At 59.7% G+C, this 15,379-nt stretch carries 13 protein-coding genes; 2 read left to right on the top strand and 11 right to left on the bottom strand.

The genetic code is table 11. The annotated features are described in order from the left end of the window. Positions 1–3: 3 nt before the first annotated feature. Both AO242_RS01760 and AO242_RS01755 read left to right on the top strand, forming a co-directional pair. Positions 4–369 carry a type III secretion protein HrpV gene (locus AO242_RS01760; protein ID WP_099267422.1) on the top strand — a complete coding sequence of 122 codons (366 nt, stop codon included), beginning with the start codon at positions 4–6 and terminating at the stop codon, positions 367–369. Between the two features lie 50 nt (positions 370–419). Beyond that, positions 420–806, top strand: coding sequence for a CesT family type III secretion system chaperone (locus AO242_RS01755; RefSeq protein ID WP_027902350.1), 387 nt, complete (start codon positions 420–422; stop codon positions 804–806). 1,100 nt (positions 807–1,906) lie between these two features. On the opposite strand, the gene AO242_RS01745 is transcribed toward AO242_RS01755, so the two are convergent. The 11 genes from AO242_RS01745 to AO242_RS01695 all read right to left on the bottom strand — a co-directional run bounded on the left by AO242_RS01745 (position 1,907) and on the right by AO242_RS01695 (position 15,366). Next, complete coding sequence (locus AO242_RS01745) at positions 1,907–2,119, bottom strand: hypothetical protein (RefSeq protein ID WP_027902894.1); 213 nt, start codon at positions 2,117–2,119, stop codon at positions 1,907–1,909. Positions 2,120–2,195: 76 nt separating this feature from the next. After that, on the bottom strand, positions 2,196–7,901 hold the full coding sequence (locus AO242_RS01740) for an AvrE-family type 3 secretion system effector (protein ID WP_099267421.1): 5,706 nt from the start codon (positions 7,899–7,901) through the stop codon (positions 2,196–2,198). A 113-nt stretch (positions 7,902–8,014) separates the two neighbouring features. Beyond that, positions 8,015–9,103 carry a type III secretion system export apparatus subunit SctU gene (gene sctU / locus AO242_RS01735; protein WP_027902895.1) on the bottom strand — a complete coding sequence of 363 codons (1,089 nt, stop codon included), beginning with the start codon at positions 9,101–9,103 and terminating at the stop codon, positions 8,015–8,017. Continuing rightward, positions 9,100–9,906 (bottom strand): type III secretion system export apparatus subunit SctT, encoded by an 807-nt coding sequence (sctT, locus tag AO242_RS01730; protein ID WP_099267420.1) that lies wholly within the window; start codon positions 9,904–9,906, stop codon positions 9,100–9,102. The genes sctU and sctT overlap by 4 nt, the downstream gene beginning before the upstream one ends. Positions 9,907–9,908: 2 nt before the next feature. Further along, complete coding sequence (gene sctS, locus AO242_RS01725) at positions 9,909–10,172, bottom strand: type III secretion system export apparatus subunit SctS (RefSeq protein WP_027902897.1); 264 nt, start codon at positions 10,170–10,172, stop codon at positions 9,909–9,911. 7 nt (positions 10,173–10,179) lie between these two features. Beyond that, positions 10,180–10,833 (bottom strand): type III secretion system export apparatus subunit SctR, encoded by a 654-nt coding sequence (gene sctR, locus AO242_RS01720; RefSeq protein WP_027902898.1) that lies wholly within the window; start codon positions 10,831–10,833, stop codon positions 10,180–10,182. After that, positions 10,830–12,020 carry a FliM/FliN family flagellar motor switch protein gene (locus AO242_RS01715; RefSeq protein WP_099267419.1) on the bottom strand — a complete coding sequence of 397 codons (1,191 nt, stop codon included), beginning with the start codon at positions 12,018–12,020 and terminating at the stop codon, positions 10,830–10,832. Before AO242_RS01715 ends, sctR begins: the two co-directional genes overlap by 4 nt. After that, complete coding sequence (locus tag AO242_RS01710; RefSeq protein ID WP_099267418.1) at positions 12,017–12,622, bottom strand: type III secretion system HrpP C-terminal domain-containing protein; 606 nt, start codon at positions 12,620–12,622, stop codon at positions 12,017–12,019. Before AO242_RS01710 ends, AO242_RS01715 begins: the two co-directional genes overlap by 4 nt. Continuing rightward, positions 12,619–13,095, bottom strand: coding sequence for a hypothetical protein (locus AO242_RS01705; protein WP_099267417.1), 477 nt, complete (start codon positions 13,093–13,095; stop codon positions 12,619–12,621). Before AO242_RS01705 ends, AO242_RS01710 begins: the two co-directional genes overlap by 4 nt. Continuing rightward, on the bottom strand, positions 13,085–14,452 hold the full coding sequence (locus tag AO242_RS01700; RefSeq protein ID WP_099267416.1) for a FliI/YscN family ATPase: 1,368 nt from the start codon (positions 14,450–14,452) through the stop codon (positions 13,085–13,087). Before AO242_RS01700 ends, AO242_RS01705 begins: the two co-directional genes overlap by 11 nt. Further along, the gene (locus AO242_RS01695; protein WP_099267415.1) at positions 14,446–15,366 is read right to left on the bottom strand and encodes an FHA domain-containing protein; all 921 of its coding nucleotides are present in this window, start codon (positions 15,364–15,366) and stop codon (positions 14,446–14,448) included. Before AO242_RS01695 ends, AO242_RS01700 begins: the two co-directional genes overlap by 7 nt. Positions 15,367–15,379 lie beyond the last annotated feature (13 nt).

Here is a 15,379-nt window from a genome sequence, read left to right as displayed (position 1 = left end):
CCTATGCCCGCTCGTAATACTGACAAGGCGCAATTTTACGCCGAGGTGGTGGCAGGACGCCCTGCTATCTGGGAAATAGCTGCTGGCGTAGCCTTTTGCACACGGCGCGAATGCCTGGACTGGGGCCTGGCCCTGCAGGTTGACTGGCACAGCCTTGGACCTTCGCAGTTAGGTGATGCGCTGGAGCGTCGTTTCGATGACCCGGAGCGTTACAACGATTACTTTCTGTTCCTGGATTCTCGCCGCGATTTTGTGGTCTGGCATTGTTTGCCAGGCGAACTGGACAGTGCCGCGCTGGATGAAATCAGCGCTCATCAGTTGCAGCTCATGGGGCTTGAGCACCTGGGCGAAGGTCTGGCGCGTCATTGACACGCGCCATGTACGGCAAAGCAGATTTTCATTGATAGGGAGCAGAACTCATGACCACACCTCATGCCGACCGTTTGCTGGCGGCACTGGCCGCGCAGGCTGGCAGTGAACTGGTATTCAAGGATGGCCTCTGTGCGCTGGCTGACGAGCAGGGGCAGGAGTTGGCGAATATCGAAGTCCCGGCACCGGGCGATGTCGCGTTCGTCCATGCCCGTATTGATCTTGATCAGACGCAACGTGGCATCCACGAGCGTTTGCTGCAGCTCAATTTCAAGCCTGACCAGTTGGGCGGTTGCTGGTTGGCTCTGGATGCGCAGAACACGGTTCGTCTATGTGCTCAGCAGGATCTCAGTGTGCTCAATGAATTGAGCTTCAGTCAGTGGATCATGGGGTTCGCTGATCGGCTGGCTACTTTGCGTCGTGTGTTGGTGCGCTGACCCCGCTGCATCCTTCCATAGGTATGTACACATCTTTTCCATGTCGGGATTTTTTGTGTACATATCCGTTAGCGCGTTAATGGCTTGTATTGGTTGCGCCCTTACGGCGCCTCACTTTTGAGAGCCCAAAAGTAAGCAAAAGGCTCTTGCCCCATCACTTGGCACCTCGCTGGTGCTCGGTGTACCCGCCCGCAGATCCTGAACCGTGGGCCGCCGCAATGGGCCATCCATGGCCCGGTGCGGCTAACCCGGCGTCCTGCCGGGTTGCCCCCGGTTCAGAATCTGCGGGCGGCCAGCGTGATTTAACGGGGCGCCTCAGATCAAAATCAACAGCGCGGCGGCCTGACAGCCGACCTGGTTGTTTGAACTTACCGGCCTACCTTCGACTAAGCGTTGTCGCTCGACAAGCACGAATCTTGTGGGAGCGAGGCTTGCCCGCGATACAGGCGCCTCGGTCAGTCAGATACACTCGCGTTATCGTTCATCGCGGGCAAGCCTCGCTCCTATCAAAAAAAATATAACTATCTGATTTGGAATGCTTTTTACTGTAGGAGTGAGCTTGCTCGCGATAGCTCCAGTACAGGCAATATTCATCGACTGACAGGCCGAATCGCGAGCAAGCTCACTCCTACAGGGGCCGTGTTTGCTGCGCGACAGCGTGGTGTCAGGGACACCGGGGCGACTCCCACATAAATCGCGTCCAATCAACGACCTGTAGCTCTGAAAGGCATCGGATCTGCTTTTGATCTGCTTTTGATTTTGATCTTAAGCGCCCCGTTAAACCACGCCGGCCGGAATTCGACCTTGCTGTGTGGGGTAAACCGGCAGGGATGCCGGTTTAGCCGCCTCAGGCCATGGATGGCCGGTGGCGGCGGCCCCACGCAGCAAGGTCGGATTACGGGTATGCCGAGCGACAGCGAGGCACCCAGTGGTGAGGCAAGAGCGTTTTGCTTACTTTTGCGCTCTATCAAAAGTGACGCGCCGTAAGGGCGCAACCAATTAAAGCCGTTACCACAACAACGGATATGCCCAAAGATAGGAAGGAATAAGCACCGAACGCGCCGCATACCGCAGCAACGTCCGGCCTGGAGAGGAGAGACTTAGTAAGTCGCTGGCTTGTTCTCGTTCGCGCTAGCGTAGGACACCGGTTCACCGCTTGGCCCGCCGCTCATCAGGTTTTTGACGGCGTCGAGGCCGCTGCTGGCCAGTTGCTGACCAGCGCCCTGGGCAAGATTGGCCCCCAGGTCTTTACCGAGATCTTTAGCCATTGGAGCGGCTGCGCGTGCTGCGGAAGCGACGATTGCTGGGATCATGATGTTTTCCTTTCAGGGTTGGTAAAACAAGGTTGAGGTGAAACGAGGAATAACTTCCGGCGCTGCGCCTTAACCATCACAGAGCGCCTGTACTGCGTGGCCCGCTGCCGGTATTGGCACTGTTGCTGGAATGCTCGACGGTGGTTTCCCCAGGCTTGGCCCGGCCAGCGTCTTCTTCGCTGTGCAGATCCTTCTTGTTGCGTGAACCTTTAATGGCATAGCCCTTGGCACTCATGTCATCGCGCACTGCCTTGTCCACCAATGGTCGTACCAGGAGACCGCCAGGCGTAATGCTGATTGGCCGGTGCTCCTCTTCCTGGCTGTACTTGAGGTCCAGCGATGCCAGTACCACCGAATCGGTGACCGATGCGCTGCTTTTGGCGCTTAACAACAGGCTTGGCGTTGCCTTGGCGTCGGTCTGGGTTGCGCCGCGCAGCAAGGTGAAGCGCTTGATCCGCACGTTGTCGTCATTTCTCAAGGCTTCTTCGAGTTTTTTCTGAATTTTCGGGTCTTGCCTGTTCAGGCTGTTCTCGATGCTTTCCAGTACCTTGGGTTTGAGCTCAAGGGTCACCTCCATGGACGTAGGACCGGAGTGTTCAGCGCGGCGGGCCATTTCCTGAAGCACGGGGCTCTTGTTGATGAAGGTGGCGATGGCGTTAGCGTTCTGGGTTGAGGTCCTGTCGCGCCAAGGGGCTGAGTCACCGACCAGACCACCTTTGCGCAGTTGCAATCCTGTGTTGGTGAACTTGTGTTCCCCAGATGCCAGCAGGCGTCCGCCGCTCTTGGACAGATCGTTGTTCTTGACCAGTTGCTGGACGCTGTAACGCAGCTCTTGCAGCGTCTCGTTGTCGTGAGGCAGATTGTCGAGATGGTCGACCACACCCTTTAGTGCCGCCAGATGGCCTTCCGGATTTGCGACTTTCTCGCCTGCATCAATGGCTTTACTGGCTTTTTCCAGCAGTTTGGAATCCTCCGTCGCCTTGATATCGGCTTTCATTGCGACAGCCAGGGTTCGAGCATCGTTGAGTACTTTGTTACGCTGCTCCTGGGTCGGCGCTGCAGGCAGGCTGGCGATGGCCTTCTGCAACGCGTCGACCTCATCATTCTTGGGCATGCTGTCATTCAGGCGCGGTAACAGCGTGCTCAAGTTAGCCACGCGTTCTCGCGCTGGCCGAGGTGGCACGGTTGGCGGCAACGCGCGGCCTCCCAGAGGGCTTGAGGGCAGGGCAGCCGAGGCTTGTGTTGGCTCGGGTGCGCAGCGCTCCAGCTCGGTCAGCAGGGCTTTTCGCTCTGCCAGTGCCTTGGCAATCTCTTTGTCTTTGAGCACCTTGCCCAAGGACTTTTCCACGTCGTGCAACTGAGGCGTGGTCACGGCTTTGCCGGGCTTGAAGTTGAGGGTGAATTTGTCGTTTTTGGCCCGGTCCAGCGCGAAGCTGACGCTGAGAGCATCGGGCAGGACGGTCTGGCCGACCAGAATATGATTATTCACGCCCATGTTATTGGCCGTCTGGTCAGGGTGCGCGTTGCCGTTGGTAGCAAAACCGACCCGGGCATACGCCCCTGCGCTGGCGGAGGGCAGTGCCTCGAAGGCGCGTTTTACCGCTTTAGCATCTTGCCCTTCGCCTTTGTGGGTGGTGACCTTGGTGTTGGAATAGTTCACCAGCGTAGCTTCGGCGTTGATCCCGGCAGTAGCGCGCAGGAAGGCGTTCCATACTCCACCGCTTTCGTTGCGCAGCATCGTACCGCCCAGGTTCAGGCGTCCCAGGTCGACGCCGCTACCGACTCCGATTGACCCTTGGTTAACTTTGCTTTTTTCCACCGAGCCGCCTTTGTCCTTGCCCAGGCGATACAGGTCGGCCAATGAAGCACTGGGATCCAGCAGGTTCTCCATGACGTTAGCCATGCTGGCGTTGCTGGCAGTCAACCAGCCTGCTATTGCGCGGCTCTGAGTCAGTTTGAAACTGGCGTCGGCACTGTACAATTCGCCGGCACTGCTCGGATTGCCCTTCGGCTCGGAGCTGAACAAGCGTGAGAAAACCGCCGAGGGTGCGTGGTAGTAGCCGACGTTCAGAAACTCGTTTCTGTTACGGCTGTTTTTCAGGCCCAGTGTCGTCGCATCTTCACCGCCTTCGGTTTCCAGGCTAATCCCATGTTCGCGCCCAATGCCGAAGTTGAAGTAAATTCCGCCTCCATCCGGGGTTAGCGGGACGAACACCGCAGGTGATGTAAAGGTCGCACCCTTGCTGCGCAGCAGTGAGGTGGCGTCGCCCACCTGCAGGTTGCCGAAATGGTCGCCGATGGCGCGCAGATCTTCGGAGAACGAGCGCGTGGTGTTGTAATTCAGGCCATGCCGACCGGTAAGCTCCCGGGCTACAGTGTCGCGAGCCTGGTGCAGCTTCTCAAGTTGGCGGTGGCTGACGATGCCGTTGTCGCTGAACAGTTTGATGTCGCTGTTTTCATAGGCCATGCGCAGGCCTTGTAACTGATCCAGCGTAGTGCTCTTGCCAGGCCCGACATTTTCGCTGTTTACGATCTGGGTCTGTCCTTGTTGACTGTTCACTCGCCCCAGAAGATCGCGCACCTGAAGAAGCGTCTGGGCATCGAGCAGCACACGATCCTCCAGCAGGCTGCTCTTGCTTTCGTTACGGCCTGTGTTGTCGTAGCCCGGTTCCAGTTGGCGGACTGGCAGCGTCAGGCCTAGCTGGACCAATTCTTCGAGCTTGGTCTGCGCCTTGCTGGTGGGGCTGAGTCCGCTGTCGAGCAAGGCATCCTGCATGACTTTGACTGCGCCGGTGGCCTTGACTGTGCCTGCGCCCGGGGCCGCGACCGGGACGTTGGCCGCCGCAGGTTCCAGGGCTTTACCGCGCTCATCGAGCAGTTTGTGAATCTGGCCCAGTCGGACGATTGCCTGGTAGCTGCTGTTCTCGATGTCTTTGTGCAGCGTCTCGAGGCCGGTATGCAGTTGTGCTTTTTCCAGGTCGGCGCGGGTTTTTGGCACAGCCTTGGTGTCCAGCAGCGCTATCCCTGCCTCCAGCATCGGCCTGGCGGTTCTATTGGTGTTTGTGTTTGTGTTTGTGTTTGTGTTTGTGTTTGTGTTTGTGTTGGTGGTGGTATTGGCCTTGGTATTAGCGCTATCAAAACGCTTATACAGTCGCAGCGACTCTTGGTAGATCGGGCTCATGCCCGAGCGGCTGCGCGGGCCAGGGGTCAAGGCATGGTGGCCCGCAGCCTGCAGCTTCTGCTTGATGTTCTCGCCTGAATTGAATGCTTGCTTGAGTTCCTTGGCGTTTGCCTTGGGGGTTTCCAAAGGGTGGAAGTGGTGTTGATAGGACTCGCCCATCTTGCGAAACCCTTCGGCAGCGGTCTTGAAGATGTTCTTCGCGCCACCAGTACGCACATTGTCGGTGGTGGAACCAAACATGGTGGTGGTCGCCGAGCCGTTGGCGTTGCCGATTTTGGCGGTTTTGTGATTGCGCGCCTGCATGCTTTCCATCTGGCTGTTGGCCGTTGGATTGGCCTGTGCCTTGGCCGGGCGCAGCACTATTTCGCCGAGACGACCGTAGGACAATTCCAGCGAATGGGTGGACGGTCCGGGCTGAACCGTCTGACCGTTGGCATCAGTCGTACTTGGAGGCAACAGCGTGGCTTCGATCACCGGGCGTTTGTTTGGCCCCATTTCGACTTTGCCGATACTTACAGTCGCGCTGGACAAGTCTGCAGCGCTCAGGGAAATACCGGGTGCGAGCGTCTTTTTGACCTGGTCCAAAAGCACGTCTGTGCCGTCTTTTCTGGACGGGTCGGTGATGCCTGGCGAAATTGGATTTCCGATCCTTGACGTTGGCGGCGTACCAGGAGCACCCGGCGTAGCTGAAGCTGTCGCCGCGGTAGTCGCCATGGCAATGGCCGTCGCCGTCGCCGAAACAGGAGCCTGTGCAGGAGCAGCAACCGCAGCCGCCGCCGCAGGCGCAGAAGGTGCCTTGGTTTGCAGCCCGGCCGGCTTCCACGCTGCGGTCTGGCCGTGATGGCTCTGGGTCCACTGATCGTGGGGCAGCCGGTACAGATTGCCGCCCGCCGTCACGTACAGTTGACGAGACTGATCAAGCGCCACGCTGGTGACAGCCAGTTCTTTGCCTTGCGCATCACGCGGGAGCGGGATATCGACATTCAGCCCTTCGATGCTGGCTTTGAGCTTCGCTGGGACACGTGGGGCCGCTTCGGTGAGCAGGGCAAAATTCTTGTCGTCGAGGACCGCACAATGGCTGACCTTCTCTTCGCTCAACGTTCGGCCCACCTCTGCAGCGGTCGAGCGACCCAATGCCACCGGTTCACCGTTGCCCAGCTTCAGTTTGGGCTGCGCGAAGCTGGCTTCCACTACCTTGGGTTTACCGTCTTGAATCACATACGGCTTGTCGTCGAGACCGCGCACCAGTTGAGTGACGCCCTTGACGTGGAGCTTGTCCCAGCTCTGGGTGGTCTCGTTCCAGCCGCACAGGTCTCGGTTTTTATTCAGACCCAGCGCAGCGCCGCCGTGGAGGCGGACTTGCGTGTCATCGACGCCGATCCTTTCCGGCAGGCCGTTCTGGTTGACCAGATGCATCTGCTCGCTCAGCCGCCAGCCGGGACCCATTCTGCATTGGGTGGGCTCATCTTTATTCGAGGTAGTCATCGGCTGAATGAGCGGCGCACTGTGGCGCAAGCCTACGCCGTCACGTATTACCGCCTTGAGCGTACCGGCGTCTGCGATGAAGCCCTCGATTGCCGCTTTGTCGGCGGCCTCGACGCCGATCGCCTGATTCAAGCTTGGTTTCACTTCCTGCAGCGCCATGCTGGATTTTGACTGCCAGTCATCGTTGAGCAGCTTGTGATGAAGCCCACCTTCCTTGTCCAGTACAAACAGCGTTGGGCTGCCGTGGGTGTGACTGGGCTTGAGCAACCCGACGCGCTCGACATCGATAGGGGTTCCATCGTGCTTGAGCAGGCTGAGCTCGACGCCTTTGTCAGGATCATGGCCTTCGGTCAGGCGAATCTTGCCGTCACGCTTTAACTGGACCTCATGGCTCTTGATAGCGCTGTGGTCGCGTATGTCGTCCTTGTGTTTATACAGAATCATCTCGCCGCGCTGATCCAGCGACAGCCGTGAGATGTTGTTCTGCAGAGGCTGTGCCTGGGCCCAGCGTTGCGTCGCCCGGTCGAAGCTATAAAGGGTGCGATTGTGCAACGTGTACTGGACGTTCTGCTTGTCGGTAAAAATACCGCTGCTTTCTGCCTGATGGCCTTTGCCTGCCGCGATCAGCGTGCTGACGCCCTGGGGCATCGACGACTTCAATGTGCTGATCACCGCATCGCTTTGCTGCACCTGGTGACAGTGGCCGTCCTGGTCCTGCATCTGGTAGCCCTTCACCCCGGGGCCCAAGTGATGCTGATTGATCGCGCGAATATCCTTGTAGCGGCCTTCGGCGTTGAGTTTCTGGGTGATCGCGTGCGCAGAACTGGAGTTGACCATTTGCAGGTCGGTGGTTTTACCGTCCCGTGGCACGCGCATCAGGTCGTCGTGCCAATCGCGTTGTTCGTGCTTGCCGACGTCACGCTGACGGGCGCGAAACATGCCGGTGAATTTGCTGCCCGCCTTCATCAGCGAGTTCGCCACACCAACATGTGATGGGCGATCGCGAAGCTGATTGAGTTTCGGGGCCTTGGCCTGACTGTGCAGGGGGGGCGCCGCAGGTGGCTGCTGGACCGTCTGGGACTGGCCATGCAAGCGCGATAGTAGTGAATTAATCATTCCGTGAATGCTCGCTCAGGGCTGATACCTGTGTGTGGTTCATAGCTCTGAAACGGTTCCCACACAGTCTGCAAGACGCTGGAAAGGCTTTTCAGGGCTTACGATATTTGTGGTCAGAGCATGTCGATATCGTTCGCCAGGATGACTTCCCGTTTGGCTTCATCGTCCAGTTGCTTGATCACGCCATAGATCTGCGCCACCGCCTGCAGCGTGTCGCGCGGGATGAAGCGACCTTCGGGCACGCGGTACAGAACACGGGCGAGCCACACGCACTGGACCACCGGGATGCGTTCGCGCTTTGCTTCCTCGATCAGCGCCAGGGCGCCGGCATCCAGATGTTTGCAATGGATGCGCGGCAGGGCTGTTTTGCCAGGTTTGTAATAGAGGGCGACTGCATAGTGAGTCGGATTGACGATTAACACGTCGGCATCCTTGACCGGTTTGGGCGGCGCCTTGGGTGCCTGATTGAGCAATTCGTGGGCGAGTTGGCGGCGGTGGCCCTTGACCTCCGGGTTGCCCTCGGAGTTTTTGTATTCCTGCTTGATGTCTTCCATGCTCATGCGCAGTTGCTTGGCGTGGAAATACTTCTGAATAGCAAAGTCCGCCACTGCGAGTACCAGCAATATCCCGCAAGTCACCCGCAGAATCCGGTGGAACAGCGTCGACAGGGCGTGCCAGAACGTCACCAGATCGGTGTGCACCAGGCTGACCAGCGTGCCGAGCGCGGGCTCGACGATGAACCACATGACGGTTGCGATGATCGCAGCCTTGACCACGCCGGACAGCGATGTGACCAGGCTGCGCATGGTGAACATTTGTTTGAGGTGGCTGAACGGGTTGAGCTTTTCCATGGTCGGCTTGAGCGCCTCGGGGGCGAACAGGAAGCCGAATTGCATCCAGCTCCCGACCAGGCGCATAAGCATGGCGACGCCCACACTCAGCGCAGCAAAAGCGGCCACCAGCCACACGCCCTGAGTGACCACTTCACCCACGGTGCGCAGGAAGGGTTGATCCATGCGCGTCATCGACAGGTTGATCAGCGCCTGCAGCTTTTCCATGCTGACGTCGGCCATGCCCAGAGTGATTTCACTGACTACCACCAGGATCAAAAGCTTGGGCAGATCCTGGCTCTGCGCGACTTGCCCACGCTTGCGTGCATCGCGAATCTGCTTGGGCGTTGCGTCCTGATTCTTCTCGCTCATGGTGTGGGTTCGCGAGGACCGGGGACCATCAGCAGCAGGGTATGCCGCACGGCCTTGAGCAGCTCAAGGCGCTCGGTGCCCAGGTCCATCAGGGTCGGCAAGTAGATCACCAGAAACGCGAGCCCGATCACGCACTTGGCCGGCATCGCGAGGATAAACACGTTCAGTTGAGGGCTGTAGATACCGATCAACGCCATCGCCGCTTCGACCAGCAACAACAAGGCAATGAACGGTGCCGAATACAGCAACAAGTGGGTGAAAGTGTCCTGCAGTATGCCTAGATAGACATCGAAGCCTTGTCCTTGCAGCGCTGGCCACCAGCTCGTTGCGGGCCAGATCTGATAGCTGTCCCAGATCACCTGCATCAGCAGCGGCAACCCGCCAATGATCATCAACAGCATGATCATGGTTTCTTCGAACAGATGAGATAACGGCGTCACATCGGCGCCCAGTGCCGGGTTGAGCTGGCCGCCTGTCAGCGCCCCACGCTGGTTGTCGAGCAACACGCCCACCGCGCTGAATAAAAAGAATGGCAGGTACAGCACCAGACCCATCAGGGTGCCCAGTATCATTTCCTTGAAAATCAGAAAGAAGATGTCCGACCACGATTTGCCCAGCCGACTCAACTCCTGACCGATGCCCGGGGCGGGGATCAGCGCCAGCGCCGTCAGTACGGCATAGCGCGGCAGGCCTTTGAGGTGCTTGAACAGAAACGCAGGGACGAGAAACATGCAAGGGTAGAGGCGGGCCATGGACAAGGCGATGCCATTGAGCAGCTCGTAAGCGAACTGAGCGTCGAACATGCTCAGCCCTTACCGGTCTGGGCAATCATGTTGAACGCCAGGTTGGTCAATTGAATCAGCTCGACGCCGATCCAGCGACCGGTCATTGCCAGGGTCACGCCTACTGCGAGCAACTTGAGACCAAACGGCAGGGTTTGATCCTGGACTTGCATCAATGCCTGGACCAGTGACGTCAGCACACCGACCGCGACCGCCACGATCAGCGGCGGTGCGGTCAACAGCACCACCAGGATCATGCCCTGTTTGAACAGGTTCAAGGCTTCCATCGCGACCTCACATATAGGAGTAGAAGAGGCTGTCGAGCAAGCGCGTCCAACCGCTGACCAGCACGAAGAGCAGGATTTTCAAGGGCAGGGAAATGGTCATCGGCGAAACCATTTGCATACCCAACGCGAGCAGCAGGTTGGAGACGATCAGGTCAATGACGATGAAAGGGATATAGATCAGAAAGCCGATTTCAAATGCCGCTTGCAGCTCCGACAGCACGAAGGCCGGGATCAGCAGCAGCAAGTCTTCGCGGCTGGCGGCGTCGGCCATTGCCTTGGGCCACATGCGCAGGGCGTTTTCGTGCAGGTGAGTCAGCACGTCGGGCTCAACATTGTGGGTCATGAATGCTTGAAGAGGGGCGAGCAGGGCCTGCGCGCTTTTGCCCAGGCCTTTTGTGTCATTCAGTTGCAGGGGGTGCTCTTGAGCGATGGTGGCAATTTCGGAAAACACCGGTGCCATGACAAACAGCGTGGCGGCGAGGGCAATGCCATACAGCGCCATGTTCGGCGGCACTTGCTGCACGCCGATGGCGTTACGGGTGATGAGCAGTACGGAAGCGATTTTCAGGAAGGACGTGCACACCACCAAGAGGAATGGCAGCAGCGACAATGCGCCGAGAAACAGCGCCAGCATGATTGGATTCGTGTCATTGAGCGTCATCCGCGCTCATCCAGCTGGGTAATCTGCAAGCCAAGACGGCCTTCTACATCCACCAGTTCGCCTTGGGCCAGCCTTCGTTCACCGTAATAGAGACCGGCCAGCCCTGGCGTGACGCCTGGGACTTCAAGGATCGCGCCGGGTCCCAGGGCCGCGAGTTCGCCCAGGGTCAAGCGGATCTGGCCGCACCGCAGAGTCAGCGGCATCGCCAGGTCGGCGAAAGCTTCGGTAGGACTTGCCGGCGACTGAGGCGCCTGATCGGCCTGATCTGCATAGTCATCTTCGTCTTCAATCTGCCCGGCAGGCTCGGTGTAGTACTGATCTGCATCGGAGTCGGGATCAGCCTCTTCAGCGAAAGCGTTTTCGGTATCGACCTCATCGGAATAACCGTCTTCATCCGCCCAAGGGTCGGTGTACTCGGCAATCGGTTCGTCAAGCTCATTACGGTCTGCCACCGTCGTCTCCTCGATTTCCAGAACTTCCAGTTGCAACCGTTCGGGCTGTTCGCAAACACGGACCTGAAGACGCCGCTGCCCCAGGGTCAACACACCAAAACCTGCGGTGTCGAAGTCAGCCTCGGTGGGGCATAGCACGTCACCAGGTCGCAAGGTTTCTAGCGTTTGTCGGGGGAGATTCAGACTGCCCAGACGCAGCGCGAAAGCCAGCGTTAACCCTGAGTGGTCGCGTGGTGGATTTACGTTCCATGCGGGCTGGTCGAGCCAATCGGCGAGCGCAGGGGCAGAGACTGCGAGCACACTGTCGACGCGACCCTGACTCAATTGCAGGCTCATCTCGCAGTACACCCAATCGGCCTGCGCTGTTTCAGAGACTGGAAGCGGTTTCAGTGTGCCCATGACAGCGGCCAGTTCTGCCGACAGGCCTGCGTTGTATAGCGGCCATAGCCAGTCTTCGTCGGCGTCTGCTTTTACAGACCCGACAGCCCCGGCAAAACCCGGGCAGCTCGACCATGCGTTAAGCACCGGTTGAGCATCGCTGAGCCCAAAAGTCCCTAATGCGCTGTCGAAGCATTGCAGCGCAGCGGCGACAGGCGCGCGGCGGCTGGCCTTGAGGGTCAGACGCCCCGTCTGGCCCTCCACGTTGAATGCCATCCACGGCTCGCCGGCCAGTTTGCGGGACAGGCGGGCCTGAACGTGGCTGACCTGCCGCAGGGGCAGCGCCTGGGCATTCATGCGCACCCCCGGTGGCGCACGCTGAGGTTGACGGGCTGACACAGTGCGCGGCTCAGATCGTCCTGGCAGCGCGGGTGGTTCTGACGCAGATGCTCGGCGGCATGCGCTTCTGCGCAATCCAGATCAATATCCCAGCCGCGTGGTGAGCGATTACGCGCATTCAGACCGATGCGGCCCAGGTTTGGCATGAACAGCGTGGCTTGCAGAGACTGGCCAGTGCCAGCGGGCAGCCGCCCGGCGAGGTCATCGACCAGTTGGTTCCAGGCTGCGAAACCTGCGCTACCCATCCCGTCAGCCTGGCCTGCGAACGACTGGCCGCGTGAGCCACCTTGCCCCTGGCCACCCATGCCGCCCAATGGCGCCAGCAGTTGCTGGAAAAACAGCCCGTCGGCCATACGTTCGGAATCGCCATGTCGGGTTTTGCCGCTGTCTCGCGCCGACGTCTCGCGAGGCCGATCAAGTTCGTTGGGGACACGGCCTTGCGGGCGCGCACCTTGCGGTTGCGGTCTGTCCCGAGACGTATCGTGCTGTGGCTCTTGCCGTTCCGGCTTGGCAGGCGCGCGATGCTCGAGAATTGCGTGTGCAGGGCTGCTGAGATTCATGTCGTCTCCTTTGGCAAGGCCAGGGTTTCGCGCAGACAGGCCAGTTTCTCCAGGGCACGCTGGCTGGCGCGCAATTGAGCCTGGGCTTCGCTGACTCGCACGTGCTGGGCGTCAAGCTCAAGATTCAGGCGTTGGACGTGGACGCGCAGCTCGGTTTGTCGGTCCATGAGTTGTTGCTCTTGCTGGTGCCAATGCTGGATAGCGTTGAGGCTCATGACTTGACCCTCACACTGCAATGCCAAGGCCTTGCGTGCCTGCTTTTGCTGGCGCAGGTCTTCGGCGCAGTCTTTACCAGCCTGTTCTATCGCCGCCTGCATCTGCTCGGCTTCCTGCCGGGCTTCGCGGCAACGTCGTTCCAGGCTGTGCTTGCGCAACTCGCGCAGCGGCGCGAGCAAGGTCACCACCTCAACCAGCGCATCGCGCTGCGGGTCGGCGTCCGGCGCGGCTTCTTCAACAGCCGGCCTACGGCGCATGGGCTGTCAGCGCATAAAGTTGTTCGAGGGTGTCTTGCAGGTCCAGCGGTTCGCGCAGGTCCTGCTGCAAAAACTCGTTGATCTGATCGTGCAACTGCACGGCGCAGTCAGTCACTGCATCGTTGCCGGGGGTGTACTCGCCCAGACGCAGGAGCATTTCCACTTGCTGATAGGCCGCCAATAAACGGCGCAGGGTGATATTGCCGCGCTGATGTTGCTTGTCGGTCACGCTGCTGGTGATACGGCTGAGGCTGGCCTGCACGTCAATGGCTGGATAATGGCCGCGCTCGGCAAGCTTGCGCGACATCACGATGTGGCCGTCGATCAGCGAGCGAACTTCGTCCGCCACCGGGTCATTCATCGAGTCCTGTTCGATCAGAACGGTATAGATCGCAGTGATTGAGCCTTGCTCGCTACGTCCGGCGCGCTCCACCAGACGCGGCAGCAGGGTGTAGACCGAGGGCGGCAGGCCACCGCGTCCCAAGGGTTCGCCTGCTGCGATGCCGATTTCACGTTGGGCCCGGGCGAAGCGGGTCAGCGAGTCGACGAGCAGCAGTACGCGCTTGCCTTGTTGCCGGTAGGCCTCGGCGATGGCGGTGGTGGTAAATGCAGCGCGGGCGCGCTCCATGCTTGAACGGTCCGAGGTGGCACAGACCAGCACCGAACGCGCACGCAGTTCTTCGTCCAGTTCGTGATCGAGAAACTCGCGCAGTTCACGACCCCGCTCGCCGATCAGGCCAAATACGATCACGTCACACGGCATATTGCGCGCCAGCTCTGCGAGCAGCGTGGTCTTGCCACAGCCTGCACCGGCGAACAGCCCGACGCGTTGACCTTCACCCAGGGTAATGGCCGCGTCGATGGCACGCAGCCCGGTAGGCATGGCCTCGTCAATACGCGGTCGCTGGGTGGGTGGAATAGCGTCGCAAATTACTGGCTGGGTCGGACGGTGGTCGCCGGGCAAGGCGAACGCACCGTCACCCTGGCCGTCCAGACGTCGACCAAATCCGTCCAGCACGCTGCCGAGCAGGCTGTCATCGACACTCACCGAGTGGACAACGCCCAGCGGCTCGATCCGCGCCCCTTGCTCGATGCCTTCTGGCGTACCCAGAGCGCTAAGCAGCGTGCAGTTTTCGGTAAAGCCGACGATCTCCGCCAGCATCGCTTCGCCGCCGGTTTTGTAAACGCGGCACAGGTCGCCGATGCGTACTGCCGGAACCTGGCATTCGAGCAGGATGCCGTTGACTGCGCTGACCCGACCGCTGACCACCACCGGAGAGAGCTTGTTCAGGCGCGCTCTATAGGCGTCGGCCCATTCTGCCAACGGGACAGTTTCGGCCAGCGCTGCGCTCACCATTTCACCTCATAGTGCTCGTCGCCGTCGAACTCGACGTGGTTCTTGTCGATCTTGGTCAGGCGCAGGCCATCCACTTCGTCGCCCAGAAATAACCGGCGGTTGTCAGCCAACACCACGTGGGCGCGCTTGCCGCTGGCGATCTGAACAATCTCGAAAGGCAGTTTGCGGCCGAACGGCTTGACCTGATCAAGCACTGCCACTGCGCTTTTCTGCTGCTGGCCGAAGCGTTCCAGCATGCGTTTGTACAGCGCCATCTGTTCAGGTGTTAACGAGCCTTTGAGTACGATGCCTTCGGCGCTGGTGCTCACGCTGACCGTATCGCGCAATTCACGTTCGCGGAGCATGACTTGCAGTTTTTCCGCGGTGTCCGTAGCGCTCAGGGCTGAAGGTTCGCGGGGCTGAGTGGTCGTAGGCGAGGGGCTCACGGGCCCTGGTGTGGTCAATGCCCAGGCACTGCCCGCCAGCGTGACCACAATCCCTGCAATGGCCAGGCGCTTATGCAGCGCCGGGCGTTTGGCGGGTTGTGACGGCGAGGGGGGAGCCTGGGATTCGGCGCGGGATTCGCCGAAGCCTGACGTGGCGGATTCGCTGGAGGGTTTCGGTTCGACCACCGCTGGCCACTGCGCTGTACTTGCCATGATGCTCAACTGCACAGTGCCCAGCCGGAACGTCTGTTCAGCGGTTAGCGCATTCAGGCTGTCACAGGGCTGGCCCTGCTCGTCGAACAGCGAGCCGTCTTCGGCTTCCAGGCGCCAGGTTTCGCCGTCGCACGTTAATCTGCAATGGCGTCTGGCAATGCCGGGATCCTGCAACAGGAGATCGTGTTGTTCGTCGCTCCCGACCAGCCAGTGGTCGCCAATCAGCGGTAAGGCCGCACCGCGGTGCAAGCCGTTCAATACGCGTAGTTCGTACATCACTCACTCCTTG

The organism is Pseudomonas sp. ICMP 561 (assembly GCF_002699985.1).
GTDB classification, from domain to species: Bacteria; Pseudomonadota; Gammaproteobacteria; order Pseudomonadales; family Pseudomonadaceae; genus Aquipseudomonas; species Aquipseudomonas quasicaspiana.
The sequence above is the reverse complement of the archived record's forward strand: the minus strand, read 5'-3'. Positions and strand labels throughout refer to the sequence as shown.